The 18,122-nt window shown below is 54.4% G+C and carries 15 protein-coding genes, 1 pseudogene and 1 riboswitch; of the genes and pseudogenes, 13 read left to right on the forward strand and 3 right to left on the reverse strand.

Features of this window, described 5'->3' with window-relative positions:
• Positions 1–286 precede the first annotated feature (286 nt).
• The 5 genes from leuL (at position 287) to leuD (ending at position 5,145) form a co-directional block, all read left to right on the forward strand.
• The gene (leuL, locus tag AACU94_RS17560; RefSeq protein WP_001300467.1) at positions 287–373 is read left to right on the forward strand and encodes a leu operon leader peptide; all 87 of its coding nucleotides are present in this window, start codon (positions 287–289) and stop codon (positions 371–373) included.
• A gap of 90 nt (positions 374–463) precedes the next feature.
• Complete coding sequence (leuA, locus tag AACU94_RS17565; protein ID WP_135489898.1) at positions 464–2,035, forward strand: 2-isopropylmalate synthase; 1,572 nt, start codon at positions 464–466, stop codon at positions 2,033–2,035.
• Positions 2,035–3,126, forward strand: coding sequence for a 3-isopropylmalate dehydrogenase (leuB, locus tag AACU94_RS17570; protein ID WP_000042367.1), 1,092 nt, complete (start codon positions 2,035–2,037; stop codon positions 3,124–3,126). Before leuA ends, leuB begins: the two co-directional genes overlap by 1 nt.
• A 2-nt stretch (positions 3,127–3,128) precedes the next feature.
• Positions 3,129–4,529 carry a 3-isopropylmalate dehydratase large subunit gene (gene leuC, locus AACU94_RS17575; protein ID WP_001140645.1) on the forward strand — a complete coding sequence of 467 codons (1,401 nt, stop codon included), beginning with the start codon at positions 3,129–3,131 and terminating at the stop codon, positions 4,527–4,529.
• A gap of 10 nt (positions 4,530–4,539) precedes the next feature.
• Positions 4,540–5,145 carry a 3-isopropylmalate dehydratase small subunit gene (gene leuD, locus AACU94_RS17580; RefSeq protein WP_135489900.1) on the forward strand — a complete coding sequence of 202 codons (606 nt, stop codon included), beginning with the start codon at positions 4,540–4,542 and terminating at the stop codon, positions 5,143–5,145.
• 107 nt (positions 5,146–5,252) lie between these two features.
• On the opposite strand, the gene sgrT is transcribed toward leuD, so the two are convergent.
• Positions 5,253–5,384: a glucose uptake inhibitor SgrT gene (gene sgrT / locus AACU94_RS17585; RefSeq protein WP_130257853.1), complete on the reverse strand. Its 132-nt coding sequence runs from the start codon at positions 5,382–5,384 to the stop codon at positions 5,253–5,255.
• A gap of 88 nt (positions 5,385–5,472) precedes the next feature.
• On the opposite strand from sgrT, the gene sgrR reads away from it, so the two are divergent.
• The 4 genes from sgrR to thiQ all read left to right on the forward strand — a co-directional run bounded on the left by sgrR (position 5,473) and on the right by thiQ (position 10,543).
• Positions 5,473–7,128, forward strand: coding sequence for a DNA-binding transcriptional regulator SgrR (gene sgrR, locus AACU94_RS17590; protein ID WP_135486675.1), 1,656 nt, complete (start codon positions 5,473–5,475; stop codon positions 7,126–7,128).
• Positions 7,129–7,161: 33 nt separating this feature from the next.
• Positions 7,162–7,261, forward strand: a riboswitch (TPP riboswitch).
• Between the two features lie 30 nt (positions 7,262–7,291).
• The gene (thiB, locus tag AACU94_RS17595) at positions 7,292–8,275 is read left to right on the forward strand and encodes a thiamine ABC transporter substrate binding subunit (protein WP_001469031.1); all 984 of its coding nucleotides are present in this window, start codon (positions 7,292–7,294) and stop codon (positions 8,273–8,275) included.
• Complete coding sequence (gene thiP, locus AACU94_RS17600; RefSeq protein WP_135489902.1) at positions 8,251–9,861, forward strand: thiamine/thiamine pyrophosphate ABC transporter permease ThiP; 1,611 nt, start codon at positions 8,251–8,253, stop codon at positions 9,859–9,861. Before thiB ends, thiP begins: the two co-directional genes overlap by 25 nt.
• Entirely contained in the window at positions 9,845–10,543 is a 699-nt protein-coding gene (gene thiQ, locus AACU94_RS17605) for a thiamine ABC transporter ATP-binding protein ThiQ (protein ID WP_135489904.1), read from the forward strand. The genes thiP and thiQ overlap by 17 nt, the downstream gene beginning before the upstream one ends.
• An 86-nt stretch (positions 10,544–10,629) precedes the next feature.
• On the opposite strand, the gene AACU94_RS17610 is transcribed toward thiQ, so the two are convergent.
• Both AACU94_RS17610 and araC read right to left on the reverse strand, forming a co-directional pair.
• Positions 10,630–11,394 carry a DedA family protein gene (locus tag AACU94_RS17610; protein ID WP_130257856.1) on the reverse strand — a complete coding sequence of 255 codons (765 nt, stop codon included), beginning with the start codon at positions 11,392–11,394 and terminating at the stop codon, positions 10,630–10,632.
• An 85-nt stretch (positions 11,395–11,479) separates the two neighbouring features.
• The gene (gene araC, locus AACU94_RS17615) at positions 11,480–12,358 is read right to left on the reverse strand and encodes an arabinose operon transcriptional regulator AraC (RefSeq protein ID WP_130217548.1); all 879 of its coding nucleotides are present in this window, start codon (positions 12,356–12,358) and stop codon (positions 11,480–11,482) included.
• A 338-nt stretch (positions 12,359–12,696) separates the two neighbouring features.
• Between araC and araB the strand changes: the two genes are divergently transcribed.
• The 4 genes and pseudogenes from araB to AACU94_RS17635 form a co-directional block, all read left to right on the forward strand.
• Positions 12,697–14,397, forward strand: a complete 1,701-nt coding sequence (gene araB, locus AACU94_RS17620; RefSeq protein ID WP_135489906.1) for a ribulokinase — start codon at positions 12,697–12,699, stop codon at positions 14,395–14,397.
• Positions 14,398–14,407: 10 nt separating this feature from the next.
• Entirely contained in the window at positions 14,408–15,910 is a 1,503-nt protein-coding gene (gene araA, locus AACU94_RS17625; RefSeq protein WP_135489907.1) for an L-arabinose isomerase, read from the forward strand.
• A 284-nt stretch (positions 15,911–16,194) separates the two neighbouring features.
• Complete coding sequence (araD, locus tag AACU94_RS17630; RefSeq protein ID WP_135489909.1) at positions 16,195–16,890, forward strand: L-ribulose-5-phosphate 4-epimerase; 696 nt, start codon at positions 16,195–16,197, stop codon at positions 16,888–16,890.
• 74 nt (positions 16,891–16,964) lie between these two features.
• A pseudogene (locus AACU94_RS17635) lies at positions 16,965–18,122 on the forward strand (3'-5' exonuclease); the annotation flags it as partial.

Genomic DNA, 18,122 nt, shown 5'->3' on the forward strand with positions numbered 1-18,122 from the left:
ATAATTACAGAAAAATCATCAGGATGGGTTAGGTAATTGATACTATCTATACGTATATCACTTATTGATTAAATGCAATAAATTATGCTGAAGTATGTCAATTAATGAAAAGTGTGATCTGGCTGACAGAAATTAATATTGTTGGTTTATGTATACACAGCACAATTAGCTAATTTGAGACATGCAAAATTACCGCTGAAAAGCCGCTTTTCTTACTACAGGGTTGACATCCGTTTTTGTATCCAGTAACTCTAAAAGCATATCGCATTCATCTGGAGCTGATTTAATGACTCACATCGTTCGCTTTATCGGTCTACTACTACTAAACGCATCTTCTTTGCGCGGTAGACGAGTGAGCGGCATCCAGCATTAAGCCAGCACGCAGTCAAAAACAACCCGCGCCATTGCGCGGGTTTTTTTATGCCCGAAGCGAGGCGCTCTAAAAGAGACAAGGACCCAAACCATGAGCCAGCAAGTTATTATTTTCGATACCACATTACGCGACGGTGAACAGGCGTTACAGGCAAGTCTGAGTGCGAAAGAAAAACTGCAAATTGCGCTGGCCCTTGAGCGTATGGGTGTTGACGTAATGGAAGTTGGTTTTCCCGTCTCTTCGCCGGGCGATTTTGAATCGGTGCAAACCATCGCCCGCCAGGTCAAAAATAGCCGCGTATGTGCGTTAGCCCGCTGCGTGGAAAAAGATATCGATGTGGCGGCTGAATCTCTGAAAGTCGCCGAAGCCTTCCGTATTCATACATTTATTGCTACCTCCCCAATGCACATCGCCACCAAGCTGCGCAGCACGCTGGATGAAGTGATCGAACGCGCTATCTATATGGTGAAGCGCGCCCGTAATTACACCGATGACGTTGAATTTTCTTGCGAAGATGCCGGGCGTACACCCATTGCCGATCTGGCGCGAGTGGTCGAAGCGGCGATTAATGCCGGTGCCACCACCATCAACATTCCGGACACCGTGGGCTACACCATGCCGTTTGAGTTCGCCGGAATCATCAGCGGCCTGTATGAACGCGTACCTAACATCGACAAAGCCATTATTTCCGTACATACCCACGACGATTTGGGCCTGGCGGTCGGCAACTCACTGGCGGCGGTACATGCTGGTGCACGCCAGGTGGAAGGTGCAATGAACGGGATCGGCGAGCGTGCCGGTAACTGTTCCCTGGAAGAAGTCATCATGGCGATTAAAGTTCGTAAGGATATTCTCAACGTCCACACCGCCATTAATCACCAGGAAATATGGCGCACCAGCCAGTTAGTTAGCCAGATTTGTAATATGCCGATCCCGGCAAACAAAGCCATTGTTGGCAGCGGCGCATTCGCACACTCCTCCGGTATCCACCAGGATGGCGTGCTGAAAAACCGCGAAAACTACGAAATCATGACACCAGAATCTATTGGTCTGAACCAAATCCAGCTGAATCTGACCTCTCGTTCGGGGCGTGCGGCGGTGAAACATCGCATGGATGAGATGGGGTATAAAGAAAATGAATATAATTTAGACAATTTGTACGACGCCTTCCTGAAGCTGGCGGACAAAAAAGGTCAGGTGTTTGATTACGATCTGGAGGCGCTGGCCTTCATCGGTAAGCAGCAAGAAGAGCCAGAGCATTTCCGTCTGGATTACTTCAGCGTGCAGTCTGGCTCTAACGATATTGCCACTGCCGCCGTCAAACTGGCCTGCGGCGAAGAAGTCAAAGCAGAAGCCGCCAACGGTAACGGTCCGGTCGATGCCGTCTATCAGGCAATTAACCGCATCACTGAATATAACGTCGAACTGGTGAAATACAGCCTGACCGCTAAAGGTCACGGTAAAGATGCGCTGGGTCAGGTGGATATTGTCGCCAACTACAACGGTCGCCGCTTCCACGGCGTCGGCCTGGCCACCGATATTGTCGAGTCCTCCGCCAAAGCCATGGTGCACGTACTGAACAATATCTGGCGCGCCGCAGAAGTCGAAAAAGAGTTGCAACGCAAAGCTCAACACAACGAAAACAACAAGGAAACCGTGTGATGTCGAAGAATTACCATATTGCCGTATTGCCGGGGGACGGTATTGGTCCGGAAGTGATGACCCAGGCGCTGAAAGTGCTGGATGCCGTGCGCAACCGCTTTGCGATGCGCATCACCACCAGCCATTACGATGTAGGCGGCGCAGCCATTGATAACCACGGGCAGCCGCTGCCGCCTGCGACGGTTGAAGGTTGTGAGCAAGCCGATGCCGTGCTGTTTGGCTCGGTAGGCGGTCCGAAGTGGGAACATTTGCCGCCAGACCAGCAACCAGAACGCGGCGCACTGCTGCCTTTGCGTAAGCACTTCAAATTATTCAGCAATCTGCGTCCGGCAAAACTGTATCAGGGGCTGGAAGCATTCTGTCCACTGCGTGCTGACATTGCCGCTAACGGCTTCGACATCCTGTGCGTGCGCGAACTGACCGGCGGCATCTATTTTGGTCAGCCAAAAGGCCGCGAAGGTAGCGGACAATATGAAAAAGCGTTTGATACCGAGGTGTATCACCGTTTTGAGATCGAACGCATCGCCCGTATCGCGTTTGAATCTGCCCGCAAGCGTCGTCGCAAAGTCACCTCAATCGACAAAGCCAATGTGCTGCAATCCTCTATTTTATGGCGGGAAATTGTTAATGAGATCGCCATTGAATATCCGGATGTCGAACTGGCGCATATGTACATCGACAACGCCACCATGCAGCTGATTAAAGATCCATCACAGTTTGACGTTCTGCTGTGCTCCAACCTGTTTGGCGACATTCTGTCTGATGAGTGTGCGATGATCACTGGCTCGATGGGGATGTTGCCTTCCGCCAGCCTGAACGAGCAAGGTTTTGGTCTGTATGAACCGGCAGGCGGCTCGGCTCCAGATATCGCTGGCAAAAACATCGCTAACCCGATTGCGCAAATTCTGTCGCTGGCGCTGCTGCTGCGTTACAGCCTGGATGCCGATGATGCGGCTTCCGCCATTGAACGCGCGATTAACCGCGCATTAGAAGAAGGCATTCGCACCGGGGATTTAGCCCGTGGCGCTGCCGCCGTTAGTACCGATGAAATGGGCGATATCATTGCCCGCTATGTGGCAGAAGGGGTGTAATCATGGCTAAGACGTTATACGAAAAATTGTTCGACGCTCACGTAGTGTACGAAGCCGAAAACGAAACCCCGCTGTTATATATCGACCGCCACCTGGTGCATGAAGTGACCTCACCGCAGGCGTTCGATGGCCTGCGCGCCCACGGTCGCCCGGTGCGTCAGCCGGGGAAAACCTTCGCCACCATGGATCACAACGTCTCCACCCAGACCAAAGACATTAATGCCTGCGGTGAAATGGCGCGGATCCAGATGCAGGAGCTGATCAAAAACTGCAAAGAATTTGGCGTCGAGCTGTATGACCTGAATCACCCGTATCAGGGGATCGTCCACGTAATGGGGCCAGAACAGGGCGTCACCTTGCCGGGGATGACCATTGTCTGTGGCGACTCGCACACCGCCACCCACGGCGCATTTGGCGCACTGGCCTTTGGTATCGGCACTTCCGAAGTTGAACACGTACTGGCAACGCAAACCCTGAAACAGGGTCGAGCGAAGACCATGAAAATTGAAGTCCAGGGCAAAGCCGCACCGGGCATTACCGCGAAAGATATCGTGCTGGCGATCATTGGTAAAACCGGCAGCGCTGGCGGCACCGGACATGTGGTGGAGTTTTGCGGCGAAGCAATTCGTGATTTAAGCATGGAAGGTCGGATGACCCTGTGCAATATGGCAATCGAAATGGGCGCGAAAGCCGGTCTGGTTGCACCTGACGAAACCACCTTTAATTATGTCAAAGGCCGTCTGCATGCGCCGAAAGGCAAAGATTTTGACGATGCCGTCGCCTACTGGAAAACCCTGCAAACCGACGAAGGCGCAACTTTCGATACTGTTGTGACTCTGCAAGCAGAAGAGATCGCCCCGCAGGTCACCTGGGGCACCAATCCAGGCCAGGTGATTTCCGTGAACGACAACATTCCCGACCCGGCTTCGTTTGCCGATCCGGTTGAACGCGCGTCGGCAGAAAAAGCGTTGGCCTATATGGGGCTGAAACCGGGTATTCCATTGACCGAAGTCGCTATCGATAAAGTGTTTATCGGTTCTTGCACCAACTCGCGCATTGAAGATTTACGTGCGGCAGCGGAAATCGCCAAAGGGCGAAAAGTCGCGCCAGGCGTACAGGCACTGGTGGTTCCCGGCTCTGGCCCGGTAAAAGCTCAGGCGGAAGCGGAAGGTCTGGACAAAATCTTTATTGAAGCCGGTTTTGAATGGCGTTTGCCTGGCTGCTCAATGTGTCTGGCGATGAACAACGACCGTCTGAATCCGGGCGAACGTTGCGCCTCCACCAGCAACCGTAACTTTGAAGGCCGCCAGGGGCGCGGCGGGCGCACGCATCTGGTCAGCCCGGCAATGGCTGCCGCCGCTGCTGTGACCGGACATTTCGCCGACATTCGCAACATTAAATAAGGAGCAGACCATGGCAGAGAAATTTATCAAACATACAGGCCTGGTGGTTCCGCTGGATGCCGCCAATGTCGATACCGATGCGATTATCCCGAAACAGTTTCTGCAGAAAGTGACGCGTACTGGTTTTGGCGCGCATCTGTTTAACGACTGGCGTTTTCTGGATGAAAAAGGCCAACAGCCAAACCCGGACTTCGTGCTGAACTTCCCGCAGTATCAGGGCGCTTCCATTTTGCTGGCACGAGAAAACTTCGGCTGCGGCTCCTCGCGTGAGCACGCGCCGTGGGCATTGACCGACTACGGTTTTAAAGTGGTGATTGCGCCGAGTTTCGCTGACATCTTCTATGGCAACAGCTTTAACAACCAACTGCTGCCGGTGAAATTAAGCGATGCAGAAGTGGATGAGTTGTTTGCACTGGTGAAAGCCAATCCGGGGATTCATTTCGACGTGGATCTGGAAGCGCAAGAGGTGAAAGCGGGTGATAAAACGTATCGTTTTTCTATCGATGCCTTCCGCCGCCACTGCATGATGAATGGTCTGGACAGCATCGGTCTGACCCTGCAGCACGACGACGCTATTGCCTCTTATGAAGAGAAGCAACCGGCGTTTATGCGTTAATTTGTACGCCGTCCGGCACTCAATCGCCAAAAAGAAAAAAGCCAGCAGGTATTCACTGCTGGCGTGGCGATTAACACCAATACTCAGTCACACATGATGTCCGCAAATCAGTATTCAGAATCACTCCCCTCCCACTGCATCAGTTCTTCAAGCATGGCTAAACGCTGTGGAACGCTTAACCAACGCAGCCAGCACAACGTCGCTATCGCGGTAAAATAGTGCTGATAAAACTGACGCATGGGGCACCTCCTTGCTTCATCGTTAGGAATTATTGACTTAATATAGGGAAAATAAAATTGCTGACTTTTGCGCAGGAGTTCCCCTTTTATGCCATCTGCTCGTCTGCAACAACAGTTCATCCGCCTGTGGCAATGCTGCGAGGGTAAATCGCAGGACACGACGCTCAACGAACTGGCGGAGTTATTGAGCTGCTCCCGTCGTCATATGCGCACCCTGCTCAACACCATGCAAGATCGCGGCTGGTTAACATGGGAAGCTGAAGTTGGGCGCGGTAAACGCTCGCGTCTGACATTCCTCTACACCGGGCTGGCGCTTCAGCAACAGCGGGCGGAAGACCTGCTGGAACAGGATCGCATCGACCAGTTGGTGCAGTTAGTCGGTGATAAAACTGCCGTGCGGCAAATGCTGGTTTCTCATCTGGGCCGCAGCTTCCGCCAGGGGCGGCATATCCTGCGCGTGCTCTACTATCGCCCGTTGCGCAATCTGCTGCCTGGCAGCGCATTACGCCGTTCCGAAACGCATATCGCCCGGCAAATCTTCAGTGCGTTAACCCGAATAAATGAGGAAAATGGGGAACTGGAAGCGGATATTGCCCACCACTGGCAGCAAATTTCCCCACTTCACTGGCGCTTCTTTTTACGTCCGGGGATCCATTTTCATCATGGTCGTGAACTGGAAATGGACGACGTCATCGCCTCGTTGAAGCGTATCAATACGCTGCCGCTCTATTCGCATATTGCTGAAATTGTGTCGCCGACGCCCTGGACGCTGGATATTCATCTCACTCAGCCAGATCGCTGGTTGCCGTTACTGCTGGCGCAAGTTCCGGCGATGATCCTGCCGCGTGAATGGGAAACCCTCAGCAATTTTGCCAGCCACCCTATCGGTACCGGTCCGTATGCGGTAATGCGTAACAGCACTAACCAACTGAAAATTCAGGCATTCGATGATTTCTTCGGTTATCGGGCATTAATCGACGAAGTTAACGTCTGGGTCTTGCCGGAAATTGCCGATGAACCCGCTGGAGGCCTGATGCTGAAAGGGCCGCAGGGCGAGGAAAAAGAGATTGAAAGTCGCCTTGAAGAAGGTTGCTACTATTTACTGTTCGACAGCCGCACCCATCGCGGGGCGAATCAGCAAGTCAGAGACTGGATAAGCTATGTACTTTCGCCGACCAATCTGGTTTATTTCGCCGAGGAACAGTACCAGCAACTGTGGTTTCCGGCCTATGGGTTGCTCCCCCGCTGGCACCATGCCCGCCCAACACATTGCGAAAAACCTGCCGGGCTGGAACATCTCACCCTGACCTTTTATCAGGATCATATTGAACATCGGGTGATTGCCAGGATCATGCAGCAGATTCTGGCAAGTCACCAGGTCACGCTGGAAATCAAAGAGATCAGCTACGATCAGTGGCACGAAGGTGAGATCGAAAGCGACATCTGGCTTAACAGCGCCAACTTTACGCTGCCGCTGGATTTTTCGCTGTTCGCGCACTTGTGCGAAGTACCGCTGCTACAACACTGTATTCCTCTCGACTGGCAAGCCGACGCCGCCCGCTGGCGTAATGGCGAGATGAATCTGGCGAACTGGTGCCAGCAACTGGTTGCCAGTAAAGCAATGGTGCCGCTGATCCACCACTGGCTGATTATTCAGGGACAACGCAGTATGCGCGGCCTGCGCATGAACACCCTCGGCTGGTTCGATTTTAAATCAGCGTGGTTTGCGCCACCGGATCCATGATTGCTGGTTGATAACAAAATCACTACACTAACGCCGTTCTCAACGGGGTGCCACGCAGACGCGTGCGCTGAGAAAATACCCGTCGAACCTGATCCGGATAACGCCGGCGAAGGGATTTGAGGCTCCTTCTCAAGTCCTTTGCCACTCTTTTTTGAGGTGCAAAGTGTTAAAAAAATGTCTTCCCCTGCTGTTGCTGTGCACAGCGCCTGTTTTCGCTAAACCCGTTCTGACTGTTTATACCTACGATTCCTTCGCCGCCGACTGGGGGCCTGGTCCGGTGGTTAAAAAAGCCTTTGAAGCCGACTGTAATTGCGAACTGAAACTGGTGGCGCTGGAAGATGGCGTTTCGCTTCTCAACCGTCTACGGATGGAAGGCAAAAACAGCAAAGCCGATGTGGTGCTGGGGCTGGATAACAACCTGTTAGACGCCGCCAGTAAAACCGGATTGTTTGCCAAAAGCGGTGTGGCAGCGGATGCCGTAAACGTTCCCGGCGGCTGGAATAATGACACTTTCGTACCGTTTGATTACGGCTACTTCGCCTTCGTCTATGACAAGAACAAACTGAAAAACCCGCCGCAAAGCCTGAAAGAACTGGTTGAGAGCGATCAAAACTGGCGAGTGATTTATCAGGATCCGCGTACCAGTACGCCGGGGCTTGGCTTGCTGTTGTGGATGCAAAAAGTCTATGGCGATGACGCCCCACAAGCCTGGCAGAAGCTGGCGAAGAAAACCGTCACAGTCACCAAAGGCTGGAGTGAAGCCTACGGCCTGTTTTTAAAAGGCGAAAGCGATCTGGTACTGAGTTACACCACCTCTCCGGCTTATCACATTCTCGAAGAGAAGAAAGATAACTACGCCGCTGCGAACTTTAGCGAAGGTCACTATCTGCAAGTGGAAGTTGCCGCCCGCACCGCTGCCAGCAAGCAGCCGGAGCTGGCGCAAAAATTCCTCCAGTTTATGGTTTCTCCGGCTTTCCAGAATGCGATCCCAACCGGCAACTGGATGTATCCGGTGGCAAATGTCACGCTGCCTGCCGGGTTTGAACAATTGACCAAACCGGCCACCACGCTGGAGTTCACGCCAGCCGAAGTGGCGGCACAACGTCAGGCATGGATTAGCGAATGGCAACGCGCCGTCAGCCGTTAATTCCCGGCTGGTTAATTCCAGGTGTAAGCGCCGCTACGCTTGTGGTGGCGGTTGCACTGGCGGCGTTTCTCGCCCTGTGGTGGAACGCGCCGCAGGGTAGCTGGGCGGCAATCTGGCAGGACAGCTACCTGTGGCATGTGGTGCGCTTCTCCTTCTGGCAGGCGTTTCTCTCGGCGCTGCTCTCTGTCGTACCCGCAATATTCCTTGCCCGCGCGCTTTATCGCAGGCGCTTTCCCGGGCGGTTGGCGCTGTTGCGTCTGTGCGCAATGACCTTGATCCTCCCGGTGCTGGTCGCCGTTTTCGGCATTCTTAGCGTCTATGGTCGCCAGGGCTGGCTGGCATCGCTCTGGCAATCGCTTGGTCTGGAGTGGACGTTTTCGCCCTACGGCCTGCCAGGCATTTTGCTGGCGCATGTATTTTTTAATCTGCCGATGGCGAGCCGCTTATTACTCCAGGCACTGGAAAACATTCCCGGGGAACAACGTCAGCTTGCCGCCCAGCTTGGGATGCGCGGCTGGCATTTTTTCCGCTTCGTCGAATGGCCGTGGTTACGGCGACAAATCCCGCCGGTTGCTGCGCTTATCTTTATGCTCTGTTTCGCCAGCTTCGCCACCGTGCTGTCGCTGGGGGGCGGTCCGCAAGCGACGACTATCGAGCTGGCTATTTATCAGGCGCTGAGTTACGACTACGATCCTGCCCGCGCGGCGATGCTGGCGCTGATCCAGATGGTGTGCTGTCTCGGTCTGGTGCTGCTGAGTCAGCGATTGAGTAAGGCCATTGCGCCTGGCACCACGCTGCTGCAAGGTTGGCGCGACCCGGACGATCGTCTGCATAGCCGCATTTGCGACACTGTGTTAATTGTGCTGGCGCTGCTGCTGTTGCTGCCACCGTTACTGGCGGTGATCGTCGATGGGGTAAATCGCCAGTTGCCGGAAGTGCTGGCACAACCGGTGCTGTGGCAGGCGCTGTGGACCTCGTTGCGTATTGCGCTGGCGGCAGGCGTATTGTGCGTAGTGCTGACCATGATGCTGCTATGGAGCAGTCGCGAACTGCGGGCGCGGCAAAAAATGCTGGCGGGTCAGGCGCTGGAGATGAGCGGAATGCTGATCCTCGCCATGCCGGGGATTGTGCTGGCAACGGGCTTCTTTTTACTGCTCAACAACACTATCGGCCTGCCGCAATCTGCTGACGGCATTGTGATTTTCACCAATGCGTTAATGGCGATCCCTTACGCGCTGAAGGTGCTGGAAAACCCAATGCGCGATATCACCGCCCGCTACAGCATGTTGTGTCAGTCGCTGGGCATTGAAGGCTGGTCACGCTTAAAAGTGGTGGAGCTGCGCGCCCTGAAACGTCCGCTGGCGCAGGCGCTGGCCTTTGCCTGCGTGTTATCGATTGGTGATTTTGGCGTGGTGGCGTTGTTCGGTAACGATGATTTCCGTACCCTGCCGTTTTATCTCTACCAGCAAATTGGCTCTTATCGCAGCCAGGACGGCGCGGTCACCGCGTTAATTCTGCTGCTGCTCTGTTTTCTGCTGTTTACCGTGATTGAAAAACTACCGGGGCGAAATGTTAAAACTGACTGATATCACCTGGCTTTACCACCATTTGCCGATGCGTTTTAGCTTAACGATGGAACGCGGCGAGCAGGTGGCGATCCTCGGGCCAAGCGGCGCGGGTAAAAGTACCCTGCTGAATTTGATCGCCGGTTTTCTGACGCCAGCCAGCGGTTCGCTGACTATCGAGGGCGTTGATCACACCACAACGCCGCCGTCACGCCGTCCGGTGTCGATGCTGTTTCAGGAGAACAACCTGTTCAGTCACCTGACGGTCGCGCAGAACATCGGGCTGGGGCTTAATCCAGGACTGAAGCTGAACGTGGCACAGCAGGACAAAATGCACGCTATTGCCCGTCAGATGGGAATTGATAATTTAATGGCGCGGTTACCGGGCGAGCTTTCTGGCGGTCAGCGACAGCGTGTGGCGTTAGCGCGTTGCCTGGTGCGCGAACAACCGATTTTATTGCTCGATGAGCCGTTCTCCGCGCTCGACCCGGCGCTACGCCAGGAGATGCTGACGCTGGTGAGCACGAGCTGCCAGCAGCAAAAAATGACGCTATTGATGGTGTCGCACAGTGTGGAAGATGCCGCGCGGATCGCCACGCGCTCGGTGGTGGTCGCCGACGGGCGTATCGCCTGGCAGGGTAAGACCGATGAATTGTTGAGCGGTAAGGCGAGTGCTTCGGCACTATTGGGGATTACGGGTTAGTATGCACTGTCGGATGCGGCGTGAACGCCTTATCCGACCTACGGGTGCGTTTTGTCCGCATCAGTCGCCCCGCACAAGACTATGCCCTAAACCCCAACCACTTTACGCAATATATCGATATACATCGGCATCAACGGATGGCGAATTAACACCACCAGCGCCACCACGCCAATGGCAGAAATCAACGGTGCCAGCCACAGCAAATGACCACGCGACAAATAATGACTTAAACGATCGGTTACCTTGCCGCTGCGCCATAATCGCCAGCACAACCAACCGCCAACCCACAAAAACACCGCCGTCGCCAGCAGCAACCATTTAAACTCGCCACTCTGCATTCCGGCAGGAATATCGATCGCCGCGCCTGCCAGAATCCCCGGCAGGAAGTAAAACGGTGGCCATAACAGGCAGCCGATAATATTTGGCGTGATAAATTTCGCCACCGGGAGATCCAGCATCCCCGCCACCATTGGCACTAGCGGGCGCGTCGGCCCGACAAAGCGCCCGACCAGAATGGTAAACATGCTGTGTTGATGCAGCGCATGCTCGGTTTTATCGAGTAGCGCTTTGTTTTTCTTCAGAAAGGACCAGCGATGCAGCGGCTTTTTAAACCGCCAGCCCAGCCAGAAGGAGATCCAGTCGCCCATCAGGCAGCCAACAATCCCCGCCAGCCAGGCGTGCCAGAAACTTAACTCGCCGCTACCTATCAGCGCCCCCAGCCCCGCCATCAGCACCGTACCGGGCAGAATCAAACCGACCAGCGCCAGTGACTCCAGAAAGGCCACCAACACCACCGCCATCAATGAATACACAGTGGATTGGGTAATAAAGTGTTCCAGCAATGCTTGCATAATGTGCCTGTCAAATGGACGAAGCAGGGATTCTGCAAACCCAATGCTACTCCGTCAAGCCGTCAATCGTCTGATTCGTTACCAATTATGACAACCTGAGAGCTACATCATTCACTTTTTCTTCACAACCGGCACGGAACTCGCTCGGGCTGGCGCCTGTACATTTTTTAAATACCCGCGAGAAATAGAGCTGATCGTCAAAGCCAACATTGCGTCCGACGGTGGCGATAGGCATACGAGTCGTGCTCAATAGCAGCTTCGCCTGACTGATGCGTTGATCTTCGCGCCAGCTTAAGACGCTTATCCCTAATTGCTGGCGGAACAGATGCGACAGACGCGACGGAGACAGGCAAACATGCTGTGCGACACTGGCGATATCAAAATTGCTGTCCGCCAGGTGATCGCTGATGTACTGACAAGCCTCGCGTACCCGATTATCCATTGGCGGATGTAGCGACTCATTAATGACTTCCATGCGCCGCAGTAACAATTGCTCAAGAAGATTTATCGCCAGCAACTCCGAATAGCGCCCTTCCCCTTGTCCAGCATTGATAATTTGCCCGAACAAATCGCTGAAATGCGGCTGATGCGCTTCGTTCGGGCGAAAGAAACCGGTATTGGCAAATATCGACGGCCAGTTAAGCCATTCGTGCCAGTAAGCGCGGGGGCGAAAGTAAACCCACTGGTGATACCATTCGCGGGCCTCCGGATGACGACCGTAGTGATGAATTTCTCCCGGCGGGAATAGCAAAATATCGCCTGGTCGGCAGACAAATTCTCGCCCCTGGTTTTTCACTATGCCCTGTCCGCGAATGGTGAGATTGAGAATATAGCCTTTCATTCCCAGCGGTCGGTCGATAAAAAAATCGAGATAACCGTTGGCCTCAATCGGCGTTAAACCCGCCACCAGATGGGCGTTGAACGAGTAACCCGGCAGCAAGGGATCATTTTGCGCTTCAGCCATACTTTTCATACTCCCGCCATTCAGAGAAGAAACCAATTGTCCATATTGCATCAGACATTGCCGTCACTGCGTCTTTTACTGGCTCTTCTCGCTAATCCAACCGGCAACCCCGCTTGTGAAAAGCATTTTGTAACAAAGGGGGGCAAAAGCCATGACAAAAACGCGTAACAAAAGTGTCTATAATCACGGCAGAAAAGTCCACATTGATTATTTGCACGGCGTCACACTTTGCTATGCCATAGCATTTTTATCCATAAGATTAGCGGATCCTGCCTGACGCTTTTTTTCGCAACTCTCTACTGTTTCTCCATACCCGTTTTTTTGGATGGAGTGAAACGATGGCGATTGCAATTGGCCTCGATTTTGGCAGTGATTCTGTGCGAGCTTTGGCGGTGGAATGCGCCACCGGTGAAGAGATCGCCACCAGCGTAGAGTGGTATCCCCGTTGGCAGGAAGGGCAATATTGTGATGCCCCGAATAACCAGTTCCGTCATCATCCGCGTGACTATATCGAGTCAATGGAAGCGGCGCTAAAAACCGTGCTGGCCGCGCTTAGCGCCGAACAACGCGCTGACGTGGTCGGCATTGGCGTCGACAGTACCGGCTCCACGCCTGCACCAATCGACGCCGACGGCAACGTGCTTGCGCTGCGCCCGGAGTTTGCCGAAAACCCGAACGCGATGTTCGTTTTGTGGAAAGACCACACGGCAGTTGAAGAAGCGGAAGAGATCACCCGCTTGTGTCATACACCGGGCAAAACTGACTACTCTCGCTATATTGGCGGTATTTATTCCAGCGAATGGTTCTGGGCAAAAATCCTGCATGTGACTCGCCAGGATAGCGCCGTGGCGCAATCTGCCGCATCGTGGATTGAACTGTGCGACTGGGTACCCGCCCTACTCTCCGGCACCACACGCCCGCAGGATATTCGCCGCGGACGCTGTAGCGCCGGGCATAAATCTCTGTGGCACGAAAGCTGGGGCGGTTTACCGCCAGCCAGTTTCTTTGATGAGCTGGACCCGATTCTCAACCGTCATTTACCTTCCCCGCTGTTCACTGACACCTGGACTGCCGATATTCCGGTGGGCACTTTATGCCCGGAATGGGCGCAGCGTCTCGGTCTGCCTGAAAGCGTGGTGATTTCCGGCGGCGCGTTTGACTGCCATATGGGCGCAGTCGGCGCGGGCGCACAGCCTAACGCACTGGTAAAAGTTATCGGTACTTCCACCTGCGACATTCTGATTGCCGACAAACAGAGCGTTGGCGAGCGGGCAGTTAAAGGCATTTGCGGTCAGGTTGATGGCAGCGTGGTTCCTGGATTTATCGGTCTGGAAGCAGGTCAGTCGGCGTTTGGTGATATCTACGCCTGGTTTGGTCGCGTACTCGGCTGGCCGCTGGAACAGCTTGCCGCCCAGCATCCGGAACTGAAAGAGCAAATCAAAGCCAGCCAGAAACAACTGCTTCCGGCGCTGACCGAAGCATGGGCTCAAAACCCGTCTCTGGATCACCTGCCAGTAGTACTCGACTGGTTTAACGGTCGTCGCACGCCAAACGCTAACCAACGTCTGAAAGGGGTGATTACCGACCTGAACCTCGCCACCGACGCTCCGCTACTGTTCGGCGGTTTAATTGCCGCTACCGCTTTTGGCGCGCGCGCAATTCAGGAGTGCTTCACCAACCAGGGGATCGCCGTATACAACGTGATGGCGCTGGGCGGCATCGCGCGGAAAAATCAGGTGATTATGCAAGCCTGCTGCGACGTGCTGAATCGCCCGCTGCAAATTGTCGCCTCTGATCAGTGTTGCGCGCTCGGTGCGGCGATTTTTGCTGCCGTCGCCGCGAAAGTGCATGCCGACATCCCAACAGCACAACAAAAAATGGCCAGTGCGGTAGAGAAAACCCTGCAACCGTGCAGCGAACAGGCACAACGCTTTGAACAGCTTTATCGCCGCTATCAGCAGTGGGCGGTAAGCGCCGAACAACACTATCTTCCAACTTCCGCCCTGGCACAGGCTGCCCAGGCCGTTCCGACTCTATAAGGACACGACAATGACGATTTTTGATAATTATGAAGTGTGGTTTGTAATTGGCAGCCAGCATCTGTATGGCCCGGAAGCCCTGCGTCAGGTCACCCAACATGCCGAGCACGTCGTTAATGCGCTGAATACGGAAGCGAAACTGCCCTGCAAACTGGTGCTGAAACCGCTGGGCACCACGCCGGACGAAATCACCGCAATTTGCCGCGACGCCAATTACGACGATCGTTGTGCAGGTCTGGTGGTGTGGCTGCACACCTTCTCCCCAGCCAAAATGTGGATCAACGGCCTGACCATGCTCAACAAACCGTTGCTGCAATTCCACACCCAGTTCAACGCGGCGCTGCCGTGGGACAGCATCGACATGGACTTTATGAACCTGAACCAGACCGCGCACGGCGGCCGCGAGTTCGGTTTCATCGGCGCGCGTATGCGTCAGCAACATGCCGTCGTTACCGGTCACTGGCAGGATAAACAAGCCCATGAGCGTATCGGCTCCTGGATGCGTCAGGCGGTATCTAAACAGGATACCCGTCATCTGAAAGTCTGCCGTTTTGGCGATAACATGCGTGAAGTGGCGGTCACTGACGGCGATAAAGTTGCCGCACAGATCAAGTTCGGTTTCTCCGTCAATACCTGGGCGGTTGGCGATCTGGTGCAGGTGGTGAACTCCATCAGTGACGGCGATGTTAACGCGCTGGTCGATGAGTACGAAAGCAGCTACACCATGACGCCTGCCACTCAAATCCACGGCGAAAAACGACAGAACGTGCTGGAAGCGGCGCGTATTGAGCTGGGGATGAAGCGTTTCCTGGAACAAGGTGGCTTCCACGCGTTCACCACCACCTTTGAAGATTTGCACGGTCTGAAACAGCTTCCTGGTCTGGCCGTACAGCGTCTGATGCAGCAGGGTTACGGCTTTGCGGGCGAAGGCGACTGGAAAACTGCCGCCCTGCTTCGCATCATGAAGGTGATGTCAACCGGTCTGCAGGGCGGCACCTCCTTTATGGAGGACTACACCTATCACTTCGAGAAAGGTAATGACCTGGTGCTCGGCTCCCATATGCTGGAAGTCTGCCCGTCGATCGCGGTGGAAGAGAAACCGATCCTCGACGTTCAGCACCTCGGTATTGGTGGTAAAGATGATCCTGCCCGCCTGATCTTCAATACCCAAACCGGTCCGGCGATTGTCGCCAGCCTGATTGATCTCGGCGATCGTTATCGTCTGCTGGTTAACTGCATCGACACGGTGAAAACACCGCACTCCCTGCCGAAACTGCCGGTGGCGAATGCGCTGTGGAAAGCGCAACCGGATCTGCCAACTGCTTCCGAAGCGTGGATCCTTGCTGGTGGTGCGCACCACACCGTCTTCAGCCATGCGCTGAACCTTAACGATATGCGCCAGTTCGCCGAGATGCACGACATTGAAATCACGGTGATTGATAACGACACCCGCCTGCCAGCATTTAAAGACGCGCTGCGCTGGAACGAAGTGTATTACGGATTTCGTCGCTAAGTAGCCGCATCAGGTATGTAACGCCTGATGCGACGCTGACGCGTCTTATCAGGCCTACACGCTGCGATTTTGTAGACCGGAGAAGCAAAGCGCATCCGGCATTCAACGCCTGATGCGACGCTGGCGCGTCTTATCAGGCCTACGCGCTGCGATTTTGTAGGCCGGATAAGCAAAGTGCATCCGGCATTCAACGCCTGATGCGACGCTGGTGCGTCTTATCAGGCCTACGCGCTGCGATTTTGTAGACCGGATAAGCAACGCGCATCCGGCACGAAGGAGTCAACATGTTAGAAGATCTCAAACGCCAGGTTTTAGAAGCCAACCTGGCGCTCCCAAAACACAACCTGGTCACTCTGACCTGGGGCAACGTCAGCGCCGTTGATCGCGAGCGCGGCGTCTTTGTGATCAAACCTTCCGGCGTCGATTACAACATCATGACCGCCGACGATATGGTCGTGGTCAGCATCGAAACCGGTGAAGTGGTTGAAGGTACGAAAAAGCCCTCCTCCGACACGCCAACTCACCGACTGCTCTATCAGGCATTTCCGTCCATTGGCGGTATTGTGCACACGCACTCCCGCCATGCCACCATCTGGGCGCAGGCGGGTCAGTCAATTCCGGCTACCGGCACCACTCACGCCGACTATTTCTACGGCACCATTCCCTGCACTCGCAAAATGACCGACGCAGAAATCAACGGCGAATATGAGTGGGAAACCGGTAACGTCATCGTTGAAACCTTTGAAAAACAGGGTATCGATGCGGCGCAAATGCCTGGCGTACTGGTCCATTCTCACGGTCCGTTTGCGTGGGGTAAAAACGCCGAAGATGCGGTGCATAACGCTATCGTGCTGGAAGAGGTCGCTTATATGGGGATTTTCTGCCGCCAGCTGGCCCCGCAGCTCCCTGATATGCAGCAAACCTTGCTGGATAAGCACTATCTGCGTAAGCATGGTGCAAAGGCGTATTACGGGCAGTAATGACTGTATAAAACCACAGCCAGTCAAACGAAACCAGGCTATACTCAAGCCTGGTTTTTTATTGGATTTTCAGCGTGGCGCAGGCAGGTTTTATCTTAACCCGACACTGGCGGGATACCCCTCAAGGGACCGAAGTTTCTTTCTGGCTGGCAACGGACAACGGGCCGTTGCACGTTACGCTTGCGCCGCAAGAGTCCGTGGCGTTTATTCCCGCCGATCAGGTTCCCCGCGCTCAGCATATTTTGCAAGGTGAACAAGGCTTTCGCCTGACGCCGCTGGCGTTAAAGGATTTTCACCGTCAGCCGGTGTATGGCCTTTACTGTCGCGCCCATCGCCAGTTGATGAATTACGAAAAGCGCCTGCGTGAAGGTGGCGTTACCGTCTACGAGGCTGATGTGCGCCCGCCAGAACGCTATCTGATGGAGCGTTTTATCACCGCTCCAGTGTGGGTCGAGGGAGATATGCGCAATGGCGCTATCGTTAATGCTCGCCTGAAACCGCATCCCGACTATCGTCCGCCGCTCAAGTGGGTTTCTATTGATATTGAAACCACCCGCCACGGTGAGCTGTACTGCATCGGCCTGGAGGGCTGCGGGCAGCGCATCGTTTATATGCTGGGGCCAGAGAATGGCGACGCCTCCGCGCTCGATTTCGAACTGGAGTACGTTGCCAGCCGCCCGCAGCTGCTGGAAAAACTTAACGCCTGGTTTGCAAACCACGATCCCGATGTGATCATCGGCTGGAACGTGGTGCAGTTCGATCTGCGAATGCTGCAAAAACATGCCGAGCGTTACCGTATTCCACTGCGTCTGGGGCGCGATAACAGCGAGCTGGAGTGGCGCGAGCACGGCTTTAAAGACGGCGTCTTTTTCGCCCAGGCCAAAGGTCGGCTAATTATCGACGGTATCGAGGCGCTGAAATCCGCGTTCTGGAATTTCTCTTCATTCTCACTGGAAACTGTCGCTCAGGAGCTATTAGGCGAAGGAAAATCTATCGATAACCCGTGGGATCGGATGGACGAAATTGACCGCCGTTTCGCCGAAGATAAGCCCGCACTGGCGACTTATAACCTGAAAGATTGCGAGCTGGTGACGCAGATTTTCCATAAAACTGAAATCATGCCGTTTTTGCTCGAACGAGCGACGGTGAACGGCCTGCCGGTGGATCGGCACGGGGGGTCGGTGGCGGCGTTTGGTCATCGTCTATTTCCCGTATGCACCGCGCTGGTTATG

Origin of the sequence: Escherichia sp. E4702, from assembly GCF_963883545.1 — a bacterium.
GTDB lineage: Bacteria > Pseudomonadota > Gammaproteobacteria > Enterobacterales > Enterobacteriaceae > Escherichia.

Coding starts and splice junctions, on each gene's coding strand:
- thiQ (WP_135489904.1), top strand. CDS start 9,845: ATGTTAAAACTGACTGATATCACCTGGCTTTACCACCATTTGCCGATG.
- leuB (WP_000042367.1), top strand. CDS start 2,035: ATGTCGAAGAATTACCATATTGCCGTATTGCCGGGGGACGGTATTGGT.
- thiP (WP_135489902.1), top strand. CDS start 8,251: ATGGCAACGCGCCGTCAGCCGTTAATTCCCGGCTGGTTAATTCCAGGT.
- araA (WP_135489907.1), top strand. CDS start 14,408: ATGACGATTTTTGATAATTATGAAGTGTGGTTTGTAATTGGCAGCCAG.
- leuA (WP_135489898.1), top strand. CDS start 464: ATGAGCCAGCAAGTTATTATTTTCGATACCACATTACGCGACGGTGAA.
- sgrT (WP_130257853.1), bottom strand. CDS start 5,384: ATGCGTCAGTTTTATCAGCACTATTTTACCGCGATAGCGACGTTGTGC.
- araB (WP_135489906.1), top strand. CDS start 12,697: ATGGCGATTGCAATTGGCCTCGATTTTGGCAGTGATTCTGTGCGAGCT.
- leuC (WP_001140645.1), top strand. CDS start 3,129: ATGGCTAAGACGTTATACGAAAAATTGTTCGACGCTCACGTAGTGTAC.
- leuL (WP_001300467.1), top strand. CDS start 287: ATGACTCACATCGTTCGCTTTATCGGTCTACTACTACTAAACGCATCT.
- araC (WP_130217548.1), bottom strand. CDS start 12,358: ATGGCTGAAGCGCAAAATGATCCCTTGCTGCCGGGTTACTCGTTCAAC.
- leuD (WP_135489900.1), top strand. CDS start 4,540: ATGGCAGAGAAATTTATCAAACATACAGGCCTGGTGGTTCCGCTGGAT.
- araD (WP_135489909.1), top strand. CDS start 16,195: ATGTTAGAAGATCTCAAACGCCAGGTTTTAGAAGCCAACCTGGCGCTC.
- sgrR (WP_135486675.1), top strand. CDS start 5,473: ATGCCATCTGCTCGTCTGCAACAACAGTTCATCCGCCTGTGGCAATGC.
- AACU94_RS17610 (WP_130257856.1), bottom strand. CDS start 11,394: ATGCAAGCATTGCTGGAACACTTTATTACCCAATCCACTGTGTATTCA.